13 protein-coding genes are annotated in these 15529 nt (G+C 73.5%); 6 read left to right on the plus strand and 7 right to left on the minus strand.

The window, feature by feature from the left end; genetic code table 11:
- Positions 1-6 precede the first annotated feature (6 nt).
- Positions 7-816: a class I SAM-dependent methyltransferase gene (locus tag QSK31_RS01940; protein ID WP_285680310.1), complete on the plus strand. Its 810-nt coding sequence runs from the start codon at positions 7-9 to the stop codon at positions 814-816.
- Here the strand turns inward: QSK31_RS01940 and QSK31_RS01945 are convergent.
- On the minus strand, positions 786-2153 hold the full coding sequence (locus tag QSK31_RS01945; RefSeq protein ID WP_285680311.1) for a serine hydrolase domain-containing protein: 1368 nt from the start codon (positions 2151-2153) through the stop codon (positions 786-788). The genes QSK31_RS01940 and QSK31_RS01945 overlap by 31 nt on opposite strands.
- Entirely contained in the window at positions 2150-2893 is a 744-nt protein-coding gene (locus tag QSK31_RS01950; RefSeq protein ID WP_285680312.1) for a HEAT repeat domain-containing protein, read from the minus strand. The genes QSK31_RS01945 and QSK31_RS01950 overlap by 4 nt, the downstream gene beginning before the upstream one ends.
- Before the next feature lie 26 nt (positions 2894-2919).
- On the opposite strand from QSK31_RS01950, the gene QSK31_RS01955 reads away from it, so the two are divergent.
- Complete coding sequence (locus QSK31_RS01955; RefSeq protein ID WP_285680313.1) at positions 2920-3243, plus strand: TraR/DksA family transcriptional regulator; 324 nt, start codon at positions 2920-2922, stop codon at positions 3241-3243.
- A gap of 21 nt (positions 3244-3264) precedes the next feature.
- Here QSK31_RS01955 and QSK31_RS01960 read toward each other — a convergent pair whose 3' ends face one another.
- The 3 genes from QSK31_RS01960 to QSK31_RS01970 all read right to left on the minus strand — a co-directional run bounded on the left by QSK31_RS01960 (position 3265) and on the right by QSK31_RS01970 (position 5933).
- The gene (locus QSK31_RS01960) at positions 3265-3810 is read right to left on the minus strand and encodes a snapalysin family zinc-dependent metalloprotease (RefSeq protein WP_285680314.1); all 546 of its coding nucleotides are present in this window, start codon (positions 3808-3810) and stop codon (positions 3265-3267) included.
- Positions 3811-3922: 112 nt separating this feature from the next.
- Positions 3923-4636: a CHAP domain-containing protein gene (locus QSK31_RS01965; protein ID WP_285680315.1), complete on the minus strand. Its 714-nt coding sequence runs from the start codon at positions 4634-4636 to the stop codon at positions 3923-3925.
- Between the two features lies 1 nt (position 4637).
- On the minus strand, positions 4638-5933 hold the full coding sequence (locus QSK31_RS01970; RefSeq protein WP_285680316.1) for a hypothetical protein: 1296 nt from the start codon (positions 5931-5933) through the stop codon (positions 4638-4640).
- 183 nt (positions 5934-6116) lie between these two features.
- Here QSK31_RS01970 and QSK31_RS01975 point away from each other — a divergent pair, with 183 nt between their 5' ends.
- From QSK31_RS01975 to QSK31_RS01990, 4 genes are all read left to right on the plus strand, one after another.
- Positions 6117-6638 (plus strand): SigE family RNA polymerase sigma factor, encoded by a 522-nt coding sequence (locus tag QSK31_RS01975; RefSeq protein WP_285680317.1) that lies wholly within the window; start codon positions 6117-6119, stop codon positions 6636-6638.
- Positions 6628-7830, plus strand: a complete 1203-nt coding sequence (locus tag QSK31_RS01980) for a hypothetical protein (protein WP_285680318.1) — start codon at positions 6628-6630, stop codon at positions 7828-7830. The genes QSK31_RS01975 and QSK31_RS01980 overlap by 11 nt, the downstream gene beginning before the upstream one ends.
- A 176-nt stretch (positions 7831-8006) precedes the next feature.
- Complete coding sequence (locus tag QSK31_RS01985) at positions 8007-9854, plus strand: AfsR/SARP family transcriptional regulator (RefSeq protein ID WP_285680319.1); 1848 nt, start codon at positions 8007-8009, stop codon at positions 9852-9854.
- A gap of 11 nt (positions 9855-9865) precedes the next feature.
- The gene (locus QSK31_RS01990) at positions 9866-10375 is read left to right on the plus strand and encodes a sigma-70 family RNA polymerase sigma factor (protein ID WP_285680321.1); all 510 of its coding nucleotides are present in this window, start codon (positions 9866-9868) and stop codon (positions 10373-10375) included.
- Here the strand turns inward: QSK31_RS01990 and QSK31_RS01995 are convergent.
- Positions 10330-13566, minus strand: a complete 3237-nt coding sequence (locus QSK31_RS01995) for a right-handed parallel beta-helix repeat-containing protein (RefSeq protein ID WP_285680322.1) — start codon at positions 13564-13566, stop codon at positions 10330-10332. The two genes, QSK31_RS01990 and QSK31_RS01995, sit on opposite strands and share 46 nt — an antisense overlap.
- Positions 13567-13615: 49 nt before the next feature.
- Positions 13616-15526 carry a hypothetical protein gene (locus QSK31_RS02000; protein WP_285680323.1) on the minus strand — a complete coding sequence of 637 codons (1911 nt, stop codon included), beginning with the start codon at positions 15524-15526 and terminating at the stop codon, positions 13616-13618.
- Positions 15527-15529 lie beyond the last annotated feature (3 nt).

Below are 15529 nucleotides of genomic sequence, written 5' to 3' on the forward strand. Positions count from 1 at the left end.
AACGGCATGACTACGACACTGGCCCTGGACGGCATCAAGGCGAAGCAGCAGAAGACCTGGGCGAGCGGCGACTACGGCGCCGTGGCCGCCCTCATCCATCCGATGGCCGAGCTGCTCGTGCAGTCGGCCGACCTGTCGTACGGCGCCCGCGTCCTGGACGTCGCCGCCGGCACCGGCAACGCGTCCATCGCCGCCGCCCGCTGCGGCTGCGACGTCGTCGCCACCGACTACGTGACCGCCCTGCTGGACCGCGCCCGCACCCGGGCACAGGCCGAGGGCCTGCGCCTCACCACCGAGGAGGCGGACGCCGAGGCGCTGCCGTACGCCGACGGCTCCTTCGACGCGGTGCTCTCCGTGGTCGGTGTGATGTTCGCGCCGCACCAGGAGGTGGCCGCCGCCGAGCTCGCCCGGGTGTGCCGTCCCGGCGGCACGGTCGCCCTGGCCAACTGGACGCCGGACGGCTTCATCGGGCACCTGTTCAAGACGATCGGCCGGCACGTGCCGCCGCCGCCCGGGATCAGCCCGCCGCCGCTGTGGGGTTCCTCGGAGCGCCTTCGGGAGCTCCTCGGGTCCTCCTTCCCGGAGCTCACGATCACGCCCCGCGACCTGGTGTTCCGGTTCGCGTCGGCGGCTGGGCTCGCCGACTATTTCCGGGACAACTACGGGCCCACGTTGAAGGCGTTCGAGGCGCTCGGCGACAACGGCAAGGCCCTGTACGACGACATCGTCGCGCTGGCCGACGAGCACAACGTCGCCACCGACGGCACCCTCAAGATCCCGTCCCGTTACGTCGAGGTGATCGGCATCCGCAGGTAGCCCAGCCGGGTCGGCCCGAGCGGCTCGGTCTGCCAGTCCTCGACGAACGTGTTCGTCGCCGGGTCCAGCGTCAGCCGGAGGCGGTGCGGGCTCTCGACGAACACCACGTCGATCCGGTACCGCTCACCGGCCGTCGCCACCATGGCGATGACCGGACCGGAGTCGTCGCCGACCGGCACCGTGAGGGGACGGCCGTCGTCCAGGGTGATCTCGGTGGGGGTGACCCGGACGGCGTGCACGCGATGCGTGGCGCTGGCGGGATCGGGCTGGAAGGCGCCCGTCGGAAGGCCGGCGAAGGGCGCCGTCAGATCCGGCCACTCCTGCCGGCTGCCGAGTGCCTGCCCGGCCGGACCCGGCAACGCCGGCCACTCGGACGGCCACGGACCGGCCGGGCCGTCCTCCGCGGTCAGCGCCGGCAGCAGGTGGGTCCACATCTGGTCCAGGACCGCCTGCATGTCCGGGCTCTGCGCGGTCATCGCCACCACCGCGTCCGCCTCCGGAAGCACCACCATGAGCTGGCCGTAGGCGCCGTCGCCGCGGTAGCCGTGCCGGCTGCGCCAGAACTGGAACCCGTACCCCTGGGACGAGTCCACGTTCGGCATCTCGGTCGTCACGTGGGCGCGGGTGGCCTCGGTGACCCACTCCGGGGGCAGCAGGTCCCCGCCACCGCTCAGATACAGCTGCCCGAGCTTCGCGATCGCCTCCGTCGTCATATGCAGGCCGGAGAAGCCCAGCTCACGGCCGGTGCGGTCGGTCCACCAGCCGTACGTGTCGATGCCCAGCGGCCGGAACAGCCGGGCCGCCAGGAAGTCGGTGAGCGTGCCACCGGAGACCCGGCGGATGATCGCGGAGAGCGCGTTGGTGCAGGGCTGGTTGTAGGCGAAGAAGCTGCCCGGCTCGTGCTCCGGCGGCATCAGCAGCATGCCCAGCACCATGTCGCCGTCGCCCTTCACGACGGCCTCGTCGATGGTCTCGTCGGTATGACCCGACGCCATGGACGCGACGTCCCGCACCCTCGTGCGGCGGCTGCGCTCGTCGGTGACCCGCCGCTCCCACTCCGGGAAGTACGACAGCACCGTCGCGTCCAGATCGACCAGCCCCTCCGTCACCGCGAAGCCCAGCGCCGTCGAGGTGAAGCTCTTGGACAGCGAGTACAGCAGGTGCGCGCGGTCCGGGCCGTACGGCCGCCACCAGCGTTCGGCGACCACGTGGCCGTGCCGGACGACCATCAGGCTGTGGGTCTCGACGCCGGGCAACGGGTCCAGCGCGGCCCCGAACGCGTCGATGCCACGGGAGTCGACGCCCTGCTCGGCCGGGGTGCTGCGAGGGAGGGTCATTCCTCGGTTATATCGAATTCCGGGGCCAGCCGGTCACGGAGAACGGCCGCGGCGTCGCCCCGGTAGGAGTCCAGGGCGTAGAACAGCGTCTCGCGTACGTCGGCGTCCGGGTGATCGGCCAGGTAGGCGAGTTCCTCCGCCGCGCCACGCCGGCCGCGGGCCAGCCGGCCGAGGAGGTCGACGATGGCCTCGGGCTCGGTCGCCTCGGCCAGGGCGGCCATGAGCTGCGCCTTCGGCTCGGGCACCGGGGAGACGGGGAACCGGCGGCGCAGGCGGGCCACGCCGGGCAGGCCCGGCGGAAGGCACGACGGGCAGGCGCAGGGCCGGCGGCCGTGGGCGTCGGGACGGTAGCGCCAGCCGATCCGCTGGGGCACGCGGCGGATCCGCCTGACCTCCCGCGCCGTGATGGCTCGCGGCACGAAGATCTCGTGGCCCCGGGGGTCGGGCAGGTCCCTGATGACGCCGACCGCATGGGCGGCTGTGGTGGGGACGGGCTCGTGGTTGTAGCGGCCCATCGTCACCGGCTCGTCGTCCGGGATCTGGACGTCCGCGGCCACCAGAACGCCCGGCTTCCACCGGCGGAGTTCGCGGATCCACTGGTGGGTCAGCGTGAACGAGGCGAGGACGGGCATGCAGTAGACGCCGCGGTCACCGGTGCGGGCGCGGCTGCGGGCCGAGATGCCCCCGGCGATGATCCGGCGGGCGTTGGCCTCCAGCGTCAGGTGCACGAGTCTGGCCATCGCGGCGGAGCATAGTGGGAACAACCATGGGTGACGAACTGCGACGACTCCGGGACGAGGCCGCCGGCGAGGTGCGGGACCTCGAGGCGAGCCTGCGCGCCCTGTTCGCGGCGTCACGCGACTCCAACGCCGACGACGAGCACGATCCGGAGGGCAGCACGATCGCGTACGAGCGGGCACAGCTGACCGCGGTCCTCGCCGCGGCCCGCCGTCGCGTGACCGACCTCGACGACGCCCTGTCCCGGATCGCGGCCGGCGCCTACGGCGTGTGCGAGCGCTGCGGCAAGGCCATTCCGGGCGAGCGGCTCGAGGCGCGGCCGTTCGCCCGGACCTGCATGGGTTGCGCCTGAGATGCTCGGGGGCCTGATGCGTCAGGCCGCCGGGGCGCCGACCCAGACGTAGGTCTGCGCCGGGATCTTCGCCGCGGTGCGGAAGTTGGCGTTGACCTGGGCGGTCTCCTGGGCGTTGGGGTTCGGGTTGGTGCAGCTCACGGGGGCGCTGCTGCCGGACATCAAGTCCGCGCAGAGGCCCGTGCGCCGGTCCGGCAGGCCGAGGATGTGGCCGAACTCGTGGGCGGCGATCCGGGGCACGTAGTAGCCCTCGTTCACGGCCTCGCGGCCCATGTACCAGCGGCCGTTGCCGAGCGACGTGGTGTAGGTGCGCGGCCAGCCGTTGTCGGCGTACACCCGGATGTTGGGGGTCCGGCCGGACGGGACCGGCTCGAGCCGGACGTTGGTCGCCCGGCTGTTCCAGATCTGGGCGCCCTGGTCGACCGCGGCGACGAACTCCTGGGCCTGGGACGCGTCGTAGTAGAGCACCCGCGGTGCGGCTGTGGCGGGGGTGGCACCGGTGACCTGTAGGCCGGCGGTGACGAAGACTGCGGCGAGCAGTGCCGCGGCCAACCTGCGAAGCAACATTCGTTGCCCTCCTGGGGGTCGGAAAGCTGACCGGCCGACCGTACCAAGACAGAGAAGACCATCAATGTCATCCGGGCATATGGAAATCGTCATACCGGGCGGCAGCCGGCGGTCAGCGGATCGCGTTGAGCAGCGGCCAGGTCTTCGGGCCGGCCACGCCGACGCCCTTGAGGCCCCGGCCGACCTGGAAGTCCTTCAGCATTCTCGTGGTGTGCGGGCCGAATTCGCCGTCCACCGTGAGGTGCTTGCGCCGCGTACCGGCCCAGACGTTCAGCCGCGCCTGGATCCATCGCACCGTCGCGCGTTCCCTGCTGCCGGGTCCGATCGAGTGGCCGGGGTAACGCAGGTCGGTGGAGCCCGTCTTCCTCACGGAAACGGTGTAGCGCGGGCGTCCGATGGCGACGATCCGGCCGGACCGCACCTTGCGCAGCACCCCGCCGCCGGACCGGGAGCCCTTGCCGTTCGTGTTGCCCTCGATGGTCTGCAGCCGGCCGCCGCCCAGGTTCTTCTCCACGATGCCGACGTGCGAGACCGGCTTGAGCTTGCCGCTGAAGTCGAACCACACCACGTCGCCCGGCTTCGCGTCGCGCACCCGGACCAGGCCGCGATGCTTGCGGTACCAGGGGTACGCCACGCGCGTCACGGCCGTCTTCGGCATCTCGACGCCGGCGCCGGCCTGGCTGAACACCCACCAGACGAACTGCTGACACCAGAAGACATGATTCATCCCGTACGCCCGGCCGTACTTGTTGTCGTTGTTGTGGCCCTCCTGGTAGCCGATCTGGGAACGGGCGATCCGGAGGACGTCCGCCGCGGTCCGGGCCATCTCAGCCCACCCCCTTGTCCGTACCGGTCTGGGCGAGCTCCTCGTCGTCGATCTCGGGGTCGCCGTCGTCGTCCGGGAACTCGTCGGGCTCCTCCGGCCGCAGCGGGAAGGCCTCCACCTCCAGTTCCTCGTCGGCCGCCTTCAACTGGTCGACCAGAGCGCCGACCTCGTGCTCGGGCAGGAACTCGTCGTCCGCCTCGGTGACCGGTGCCACGACCGGCGGCGGGGACGGAGGCAACGCGGGCGGGGCGGGCACGACCACCGGCGGCTCGGTCTGCTTGGCCTGCGCGTCCTTGCTCGGGATGTTGTCCATCAGCTGCTGCGCCCGGTTGTCCGCCACCCGGGTGACCAGATGCTGGGCGATGCCGAAGAGCAGGGCGTACGCCAGGATCTGGCGCTGACTGTCCAGATTGGTCAGGCCCGGGACGAAGCCGCCGGCCAGCAGCAGCATCATGATGATCGCGCTGAGCGCCCCGGACGGGACCTTGAGGACGGCCAGGGCGGTGGACACCGAGTACGGCGTGGAGGTGCCCCGCAACCGGCGGATGGCGATCAGCGCCCCGAGCGCCCCGCCGAGCGCGCCCAGCCCGGCGACGATCAGGATGTCGCCCCGGCCGGGGCCGAGCGGGGCGCCGCGCGGGCAGACGTTCGGCGCCGGCACCGGGGCCTGCACGGCCGGGTCCGGCGGGGCGGTGACGGCCGGGTCGAAGCAGAGCGGTATCGCGTTCGGCGACTCGGCCACGAACAGGATGAGCAGCCCGGTCAGCAGGGTGATCGCGGCGGCGGCGAGCACGATGATGTTCCGGAAGTCGCGCAGCCGGACGTACTCCTCGTCGGACGCGTCGTACGCGACCTCCATGGCCTGTTTGACCGCGGCCCGGCGGGCGACCCCGGTGGTGGTCTGCAGGGCACGCTCGCCCTCGACCCGGCGTGGGTCGTTGCGGTCCAGCGCCTGTCCGAGCCGGGTCGACACCTCCGGGAGAAGGGCGGTGACCTCGTGCTCGGGCAGCACCTCCACCAGGAAGATCTTGGCGGTGTGCAGGTGCAGGTAGGCGCGCTCCACCGAGGCGCCGCGCCACTGGTTGAGGAAGCCGCGGCGCTTGAACCGGCCGCTGGCCCGGCACGCGCCGCGCGCCTCGGTCACGTGGTGCTCGACCGCGGCGTGCGCCTCCACCTCGGACGGGAGCAGCTCGCGGGCGGTCGCGACGTTGAGCCGGTGCTGGATCCGGTCGGCTTCGAGATCGGCCTGCACCGCCCAGTGCTCGGGCCACAGCCGGCCTCCGGGCGGGACGGACATCGTCGGACCTCCTGTCGTGTACCTGGCGAGAAGGATCCACCCCTACCTGCGATTCCGTCTGTCAGCTACCCGGCTCGGAAGTGAGACGATCATCCGACTCCACTCGGTACGAACAAAGGACCACTCAGGAGGCAACCTTTCCGCCGTTGCGGCGCATTACCTTTTGCGACGGAAGGGGTGTGCATGCGCGTCGAGTGGGAGCGCGAGTACGTCGACTATGCGACAGCCGGCATGGAGCGGCTGAAGCGGCTGGCGTACACGCTCTGCGGGGACGTGCACTCCGCGTCCGATCTGGTCCAGGGCACGCTGGTCCGGCTGTACGAGCGGTGGCCCAGGGTGCGCGGGGTGGAGCACGTCGACGCGTACGTGAACAAGATGCTCCTCCGGCAGTTCCTGATGGAGCGGCGGCGTCCGTGGGCGCGGATCCGGCTGTCCGCGACCCTGCCGGAGACCGCCGCGCCCGCCCGCACCGACGACGAACGGGCGACGCTGGTCGCCGCGATGCGCCGGTTGCCGCCGCGGCAGCGGGCCGTGCTGGTGCTGCGGTTCCTCTACGACCTGCCGGTCGTCGAGGTGGCCGCGCTGCTGGGCTGCGGCGAGGGCACGGTGAAGAGTCAGAGCTCGCGCGGGCTCGCCATGATGCGGCGGCTGCTGGACGAACCGGTCGCCGCCCGGACCGCTCTGGGGAGTTCGCATGGACACTGACAGCCGCTACGGGATGGACACTTTCGCCGCGCTGCGTGAGCAGCCGGCGCCGCCGCTCGACGTGGACCTCGACCGGGCCATCGTGACCGGTCGCCGCCGGGTGCGGATCAAGCGTGCGGCCGCGGTATCGGGGGCGGCCGCGCTCACCACGGTCGCCGTCGCCGCCGGCGTGCTGACCGCCACCCAGGACGAACGGCGGACCGTGCCGGTGCAGCCGCCGCCGTCGGCGACGGCCGCACCGGCCTGCCGGGTCGCCGCCCTGCAGGCGCCGCCGGGGGAGAAGCACCTCGCGCCGACCGGGATCGACCCGAGCGGCCGGTACGTGATCGGGGCGGCGGCCGGTTCGGAGGAGACCGAGGCGCAGGGCCGGGCGATGCTCTGGGACGACGGCCGGCTGCTCGGCCTGGCCGTGCCGGGGTTCGCCCCGACGCCGTTCGGGGTGAACGCGTCGGGTGTCGTGGTGGGCGGGGTGACCCGGGACGAGAAGCTCGCCGCCTGGGTCTACCGGGACGGCCGGGTTCAGACGCTGCCCGCGTACCAGGGGCGGGCGATGGTGGCCAACGCCGTCAACGCCCGGGGCGACATCGTCGGGGTGGCGTTCGGCGACGAGAACCTGACCACGGCCGTGCTGTGGCCGGCCGCGCAACCCGGGACGGTGCGCGCGCTCGACCGGCGCGACGTGCCGTCGGCGGCGCTGGGCATCTCCGACGCCGGTGTGGTGGTCGGTCATCTGGGCGGCGGGCCCATCTTCTGGGACGCCAAGGGGTTCGGGCGGCAGCCGCCGACCGTGTACGACGACGCCGGCGCCATGCTCGGCATCGTCGGGGACTGGGCCTACGGCATCGCCGGCGGGAATCCGCCGTCCATCCGGGAGGCGCCGGCCACCAGCGGACGGGCGGTGCGGTGGCGCCTGACGACATACCCGCTCCCGCGCGCCGACGTGCTGACCGGGGTCATGCCCTCCGGGATCACCCGGGACGGCGACACGGTCGGGACGTCGTCGCGGGCCGAGGCGCAGCCGCCGTACCGGGACGCGGTCATCCGCGGCGCCGCTCCGATGGTCGAGCTGGCGCACCTGACCGAGGCCCGGGACTCCGACGAGGCGACCGGGGTGAGCGCCGACGGCCGGGTCATCGTCGGCCGGCAGACGGCCGGTGACGGCGCCGAGACGCCGCTGATCTGGCGATGCTGAATTACCGGCGTCCACTTCGGAAGTGCGAGCGTCGCAGGTCGCTGATCGGTCCCGGTGAACGCCACGTGAATAGGCGGGTTTCGATGGGGGCAGACCGTTTGCGGACATCGTAGGGTGGAGTAGCGTCCTCGTCGCCCCCTAGACAAATCACACCAAATTGGCGTGGTGAAGCGACGATGCACCATCCCCACGACGTCGCGACGCCCGCGGTGCGCTTTCAGATCCTCGGGCCGGTGCGCATGTGGCGCGACGGCGAGGAGATGGACCTCGGACCGCGGCAACGACGCACGATGCTCGCCCTCCTCCTCGCCCGGGCGCGGCAGACGGCCAGCCTCTCCGAGCTGGTCGAGCTGCTCTGGGAGCAGGAACCGCCCGCCCACGCGGTGAACCTGGTGCACCGGCACGTCGGCCGGTTGCGCCGGCAGTGCGAGCCGGAGCTGCCCAACCGGGCCAGCGGCCGGTTCCTGGTGCCGCGGGGCGGCGGGTACGGCATGACCGTCGACGCCGGCTCGCTCGACCTGCTGACCTTCCGCAGCCTCGCCGAACGGGCCGCGGACGAGCAGCCGGACCGGGCCGTCAAGCTCTACGCCGAGGCGCTCAGCTGGTGGAAGGGCCCGGTGGCGGCGGATCTCGACCCGATACACCGAGCCCACCCGGCCTTCACCGCGATCGACCGTGAGTACTCGACCGTGGTGGAGGAGTTCGCCCGGACGTCACTGTCGCTCGGGCAGACCCGGGTGGCGCTGCCCGCGCTGGAGGAGGCGGCCGACCGGCACCCGTACGACGAGGCGGTCCAGGCCTGGCTGCTGCTCGCCCTGGCGGCCTCCGGCCGGCAGGGCGACGCGGTGGCCCGGTACGAGCGGGTGCGCCTCCGGTTACGCGACGAGTTGGGCGTCGACCCGGGCGCCGAGCTCCGGCAGGCGTACGAGCAGGTGCTGCGCCAGCAGTTCCCGTCGGCGTCCGTGGTCCAGGCGGCGCCCGCCCAGCTGCCGCCGGACCTGCCGTTCTTCACCGGCCGGGCGGACCTGCTGGCCCAGGTGCGCGGCCCGGTCGTGGCGCTGCACGGCATGCCGGGCACCGGCAAGACCACCCTGGCCGTCCGCGCCGCGCACCGGTTGTCCACCCGCTACCCGGACGGCCAGCTGTATCTGAACCTGCGCGGCTTCGACCACGCCCGGACCGCGCTCACCGCCGAGGAGGCGCTGCGCGACCTGCTCGCCGGGCTGGGCGTCGAGCCGGCCGCGGTACCACCCCGCAGGCAGGCGATGACCGGGCTCTACCGCAGCCTGCTGGCCGGGCGGCGGATGCTCGTGGTGCTGGACGACGCCCGGGACGCCGACCAGGTCGCCGACCTGCTGCCCGGCACCGACCGCTGCCTGGCGCTGGTGACCAGCCGGCGCAAGCTGACCCGGCTGCGGGCGACCGCCGGCGCACACCTGGTGCCGGTCGGGCTGCCGTCGCTGGCCGAGGCGCGCGGCCAGTTGCGCGCGCACGTCGGACTCGAGAGGGCCGCGGCCGAGCCGGCTGCCCTGGACGCGGTCATCGACCATTGTGGCCGGTTGCCGCTGGCGCTCGCTCTGGCCGGGGGCCGGGCGGCGGCCCATCCCGAGCTGAGCCTGGCCGACCTGGCGGACGAGCTGCGGCAGCTGGCCGACGAGCCGGAAAGATACGCGCACAGCGAGATCGCCGCGGGCGTGCGGACCGCGTTCGCCGGGTCGTACCGCCGCCTCAGCATGCCCGCGGCGCGCCTGTTCCGGCTGCTGTCGCTCTATCCCGCCGACGAGCTGACGGTCGCGGTTGCGGCCGGCACCGGCGGTCTGCCACCGGACACCGCGCACGCGCTGCTGGCCGAATTGGATCGGGCCGGGCTGGTGTCCGAACGCAACTCGGGGCGCTACTCCTGGCACAAACTCGCCCGTGCGTACGCGACGGAAATGCGCCGCCGGGCAACGGGAAAGCAACCGGGAAGTGAAGTGACCCGCCTCCCTCCGCGAGCCACAAATACGTCACTCCGGTCGTCGTAACGTCACGCCCCGTGACCCATGAAAACCCCGAATCCCGCATGGCGCGGGTGCACGCCACCCATGCGGCACCACTGCTGCGGTTCCTGCTGAGCCTGACCCGCAACGAGCGGCACACCGCGGAGGATCTGGTCCAGGAGACGATGGTCCGGGCCTGGCAACACCTCGACGCGCTGCCGGTGGAGGAGGAGAACGCACGCCGCTGGCTGTTCACGGTGGCCCGCCGGATCGCGATCGACGCGGCCCGGATGCGGCAGGTCCGGCCGGCCGAGGTCAGCCTGCTCGAGGCCATCGACCTGGCCACCGAGGACCAGACCACGAACAACGCGCTGGCCAACCACTCGATGCAGGAGGCGTTCACTGCGCTGACCGACTCCCACCGCACGATCCTCGCGGAGCTGTACCTGCGGGGCGCCTCGGCGGACGAGGCCGCGGCCAGGCTGGGCGTTCCGGTCGGCACGGTGAAGTCCCGGGCCTACTACGCGCTGCGCTCGCTGCGCAGCGCGCTGGACGAGGCGGCGTGATCCTTCGGCGAGACGTCCGCGACGGTCAGGGTGCGGAGTTGCTCCACGGTCGGTGAGGCGAGGGTACGCAGCCGGCCCGCCTGCCGGGTGACGGAGTCGTCCAGCACCTGCCGGGCGTACCGGCCGTTGCCGAAGGTGGCGGTGCGGGGCACCTGCTCGAAGTGCTCCCGCAACGCCACCAGGGTCTCGCCGGGGCACTCGTACCCGCTGGTCATGGCCAGCCGCTGGAAGATCGCGACCAACTCGTCCGGGCTGTAGTTGGCGAAGTGGATCCGCCGGGAGAACCGGGACGCCAGACCGGCGTTGGCGGCCAGGAACACCTCGATCTCGCGCTCGTACCCGGCGGCGATCACCACCACCTCGTCGCGGTGGTCCTCCATCAGCTTGACCAGCGTGTCGATCGCCTCCCGGCCGAAGTCGTTGCGCACCCCGGGCGGCGCCAGCGTGTACGCCTCGTCGATGAACAGCACGCCACCGCGGGCCCTTTCAAAGGCTTCTTTCGTACGCTGCGCGGTGTGGCCGATGTACTCGCCCACCAGGTCGGCACGCGCCACCTCGACGAACTGCCCGCCGGCCAGCACACCGAGTGCGGTGAGCAGGTCGCCGTAGACCCGGGCGACCGTGGTCTTGCCGGTGCCGGGCGGCCCGGAGAAGACCAGGTGCCGGGACAGTGACGGCGCGGGCAGCCCGGCCGCCACCCGGGCCCGCGTGGTGGAGAGCAGGTCGATCATCTCGGAGACCTCCTTCTTCACCCCGGCCAGGCCGATCATGCTGTGCAGCTTGCCGAGCAGCCGGTCCACGACCTCGGTGTGGGCGTCCCCGGCCCGCACCCCGGACGCCGGCGGCGCGCCCAGGTCCTGCGGCAGCAGCTGGGCCAGCTCGACCCCTGAGCCGGAGCTGCTCTCCGACAGCCGGAACGCCTGCCGCCCGATCATCTCCTCGAACACCTTGCGGGCCACCCGGGCGTTGCCGAAGTTCGCGTCCCGGACCATGCCGTCGAACAGCGCGGCCAGCGCGACCCGGGTGTCGTACTCCAGGGCATAGTGGTGCGAGCTGCACATCCGCTCGACGATGGTGACCAGCTCGGCCGTGGAGTAGCTCTCGAACTCCACCGTCTTGGAGAAGCGCGAGGCCAGGCCCGGGTTGGCGTTCAGAAACGCGCGCATCTGCGCCGAATAGCCGGCCACGATCACCACAACCTCGTCGCGGTGGTCCTCCATCAGCTTCACCAGCGTGTCCACCGCCTCCCGGCCGAAGTCGTGGCCGGAGCCACCCTCCACCGGGGACAGCGTGTACGCCTCGTCGATGAACAGCACGCCGCCGATCGCCTCGGCGAACTTCTCGGCCGTCTTCACCGCGGTGCCGCCGATGTGCTCGGCGACCAGATCGGCCCGGGCCACCTCGACCAGCTGACCGGTCTTCAGGGCGCCCAGCGCGGCCAGGATATTGCCGTAGAGCCGGGCCACCGTGGTCTTGCCGGTGCCGGGCGCGCCGGCGAAGACCATGTGCCGCGACATCGGCGGCGCGGGCAGCCCGGCGGCCGCGCGCCGGGCGGCCACCCGGTGCAGGCCCACCAGCGTGGCGACCTCCTGCTTCACCCCCGCCAACCCGACCAGCTGGTCCAGGTCCTTCAGCAACGGGACGGCCGTGTCCTCGCCGGCGGTGGGATCGGGTCCGGTCCGGCGTACCCCCTCACCGCCGTTGCCGGTCAGCGCGCCGCCGGTGACCTTCACCGTCTCCTTGGTCTCCACCACCACCCCGTCGTGGGCGTTGTCGATGACCTCGCACTCGTCCAGCTGCCCGGTGGCACCCGGCGCGAAGCGGACGCCCACCCCGCCGCCGTGGATCCGGCAGCGCACAGCCGTGACTGTGGCGCCGTTTCCGGCCAGCACCCCCGCGTCCTTGGCGTCGGCGATGTCGCAGCTGGTCAGCCGGATCGTGGCGTCCGCCGCCGCCGTGACCCCGTGCTTGCCGTCCCGCACGGTCAGCTCGGTCGCCTCCAGCGACGCGCCGGCGCCGACCGCCACGCCGGCCACCAGGCACCGCTCGACACGCCCGCGGCGGATCGTCGGCCGGGCCTGCTCGGCCACCTGAATGCCGTGCTCGGCGCAGTCCCGGGCGGTCACGTCCTCCAGGGTCGGCGCGGCCGATCCGGTGAGCGCCACCGCGACCCGGCCACCGCTGACCACGGCACCCCGGACGTGCCCGCCGGCCGTACCCGTGAACAACAGCCCCGCCTCGTCGCCGCCGGCGAAGTGCCCGCCCTCGATCGTCGGCCGGGCCCGGTCGCCGACCGCCACCGCCGCGGCGCCCGTGCCCTCCACCCGGCACTCGGCGAAATCGCCCGCGCCGTCCTCGACGAACAGGATCCCGTGCCCGCCCGCGGACCGGACCCGGGTCCGCCGCACCCGCGGCCGCGCGCTGCCCGACACCACGATGCCGTGCCCGCCGATCGACCGCAGCTCGCAGTCCTCCAGCACCGGGGTGCCGCCGGTCACCACGACGCCCGACCCCGGCGTGTCGTGCACCGTGGTGCCGGTCAGCCGGATCGAACTGTCCTCCTCGACCGCCACCGCCGGCCCGTCCGCGGCGCTGATGTCGCAGCGCTGCAGGGTGCCGCGGCCGCCTCGGGTGCTGAGGACCGCCGATCCGCGTACGTCGGTGATCGTGCAGGCCCGCAGCAACGGATCCGCGCCGCCGGTGGTGACCAGTCCCGACGCGCCGATCTCGCGCAGCGTGGTGCCGGTGACGCTGGCCTGACCGGACTTCTCCACCAGCAGCCCCGCGCCGGCCGGGTTCCGGATCACGCAGTCGGTCATCTCCAGTTTGCCGCCCGGCGCGTGCACCGCCACCACGCCGCTCGCGTTGACCTCACAGTCGGCAAGCGTGGCCACACCCCGCCCGACCTGCACCGCGGGCAGGGCCGTACCCCCGCCGACCAGCACCAGCCCCCGCAGCGTCGGTGAGCCGCCCGCGGCGTACAACGCCACTCCGTCACCACCGTCCACAGTGACTGTGCCGCGGCCGTCCTCGGCCACCACGGTCACGTCGCCGGAGACGTGCAGCTGCTCCCGGTAGACGCCCGGCTGCACCACGACGGTGGCGCCCGGCGCGGCCACCGCGAGGGCCGCCGAGATGGAGGACTCACATCCCGGCTCGGTCTGCGACACCGACACCACGCTGTTGCTCACGCTGCCCCACCCTCTAGCCCGTCGTGCCGCCTGCCTGCCCGCCGCCCCGTCACGTGCCGGCCGCCGTCGGGTCCGGTCGCCGGTAGCGCCGGCCCGAGTCGTCCAGTCCCGGCGCATACCGGGAACGCGGCCGCCCGCCCGGAGCCCGCCGGTTGCGGGGTGCGTCCCGGAGCCGGGACAGGATGCGGTCCAGGTCGTCCCCGCCACCGCGGCGCACGGCCGACAGGTCCCGCAGGAGCACGCGCGGCGGGGCTTCGTCGGAGCGGTCCACGGCGAGAACCGCGAACCGGCTGCCCGGCGGGAACAACGCGGCGGCGTCGCCGACCTCCAGGCCGCCGACCCGGCGAGCGCTGACCGACCAGATCGCGATCTCCACCGACGTCTCCGGGCCGGGCGCGGGCGGCGTCAGGTCGACGTCGAGGAAGGCGGGTTCGACGAGTTCGTCCCCCGGCCGGTAGCCGGACACCGCCGCGCTCCCGGCCGCCGTCGCATGGAACACCGGGCCGAACACCGACGGCAGCCGGTGCAGCCCGTAGGTCGCGGTCCGAGCGAGGATCCCCGCCTGCTCCCGCCCGGCGTCGTCGACCTCGTCGCCGCGCAGCACCCGGTTGACCGTGTCGCGTTCCTCGAGCAGATAGGCCCGGACTGCCACCAGCCCCGCGGTGATGTCGGCGGATGAACCGGCCACCGCCCGCAATCCCGGATCCTCGGACAGCCGCCGGGCGACGATCCGCGCGTGGGCGTCGTAGCGCCCGTTCAGCGCCTGCCGGACCGCACCCCGATCGGCCGCCGCCGGGGCGGCCTCGGGCAGCCACAGCGCGCCGGTGGCCGGTTCCTCCCCATCGTGCGCCGGGGCCGGCACGGCGGGCGGCGCGGACACCGGCTTGGTCAGCGTTACCGGCTCGGCCGAGGGCGCGGCGGCCGTGGCCGGTCCGGCCAGATTCGCGAAGACCAGGACCGGCCGCGCGGCGAGCAGGGCGACAAGCTCGGCGTCGATCGGCGAGGGCGCGCTGGTCGGCCCGGCGGCTGCTTCCCCGGGCTGTGGCGTGGCGGCGGGCCGCGCTGAAGGATCCACCGCCGGCGGATCCGCGGCGGACGGCAAGACGCCGGCGGGACGCGGCGTGATGACAGGCGGAGTGGGCCCGGCCGGAGCCGGGGTGGGCTGAGCTGAGGTGGGCGTGGAGGCGGCGGAGGACGAGGCGGTGCCGGACGGCGGAAGGACGGCGGGTGCGGCTGCGGAGGCCGAGGTGGCTGAATCGGACGCGGCGCCGGGCGGAACGGAGGCCGCGGACGGTCCGGCGGCCCCGGGCGGAGAGGTGGGTGATGGGCCGGGAGGGGACGCGGGTGACGGAGGAGCGGGCTCACGGCGTACCGGAGGGTGGGGCCGGACCGGCGACGCGGCCGGCGCCAAGCCGGTGGGCGGGATCGGCAGGGCCGGGCCCAGGTCGTCGATGCGGCGCGCGGCGCGGCCGGAACGCGGGTGGAAGCGCCGGAAACCGCCCAGCACGAGGCCCGTCGCGGTGACCCGGAAATCCGGTGTGGCCACCACCACCGGCCGGCCGAGGGCGTCCACCAGGGACCCGAGCAGCAGCGTCATTGCCGGCGCCGACGTGACAACTCCCGAGGGTGCCAGCAGCAGCGAGCGGGCCGGCGGGCAGATCGCGGCCAGATGCGCGGCCAGGTCGGGTGGGCGAGCGGGCCGGCCGGCCACCCGGAAGCCGATGGTGTCGACGGCCACCTCGACCACGAAACCGGCCGCCGTGGGCCCGAGGACCGACGCGCCGTCCAGGAAGCTCCAGCCCGCTCCCGTGGGCCGGCCGGGCACCTGCGTGGGTGGCGGCGGCAGAGGGCGGGAGCGGGACGCCCGGGGCGCGCGCGGGCGGTGGCTGAGCGGCGGGCGGCCGGTGGGCAGCTCGAGGAAGCCGCCGTTCGCGGGGGTGCGCTCCAGACCGGTGTCCATCTC

It is taken from the genome of Actinoplanes sp. NBRC 103695, assembly GCF_030269485.1.
Taxonomy (GTDB): domain Bacteria; phylum Actinomycetota; class Actinomycetes; order Mycobacteriales; family Micromonosporaceae; genus Actinoplanes.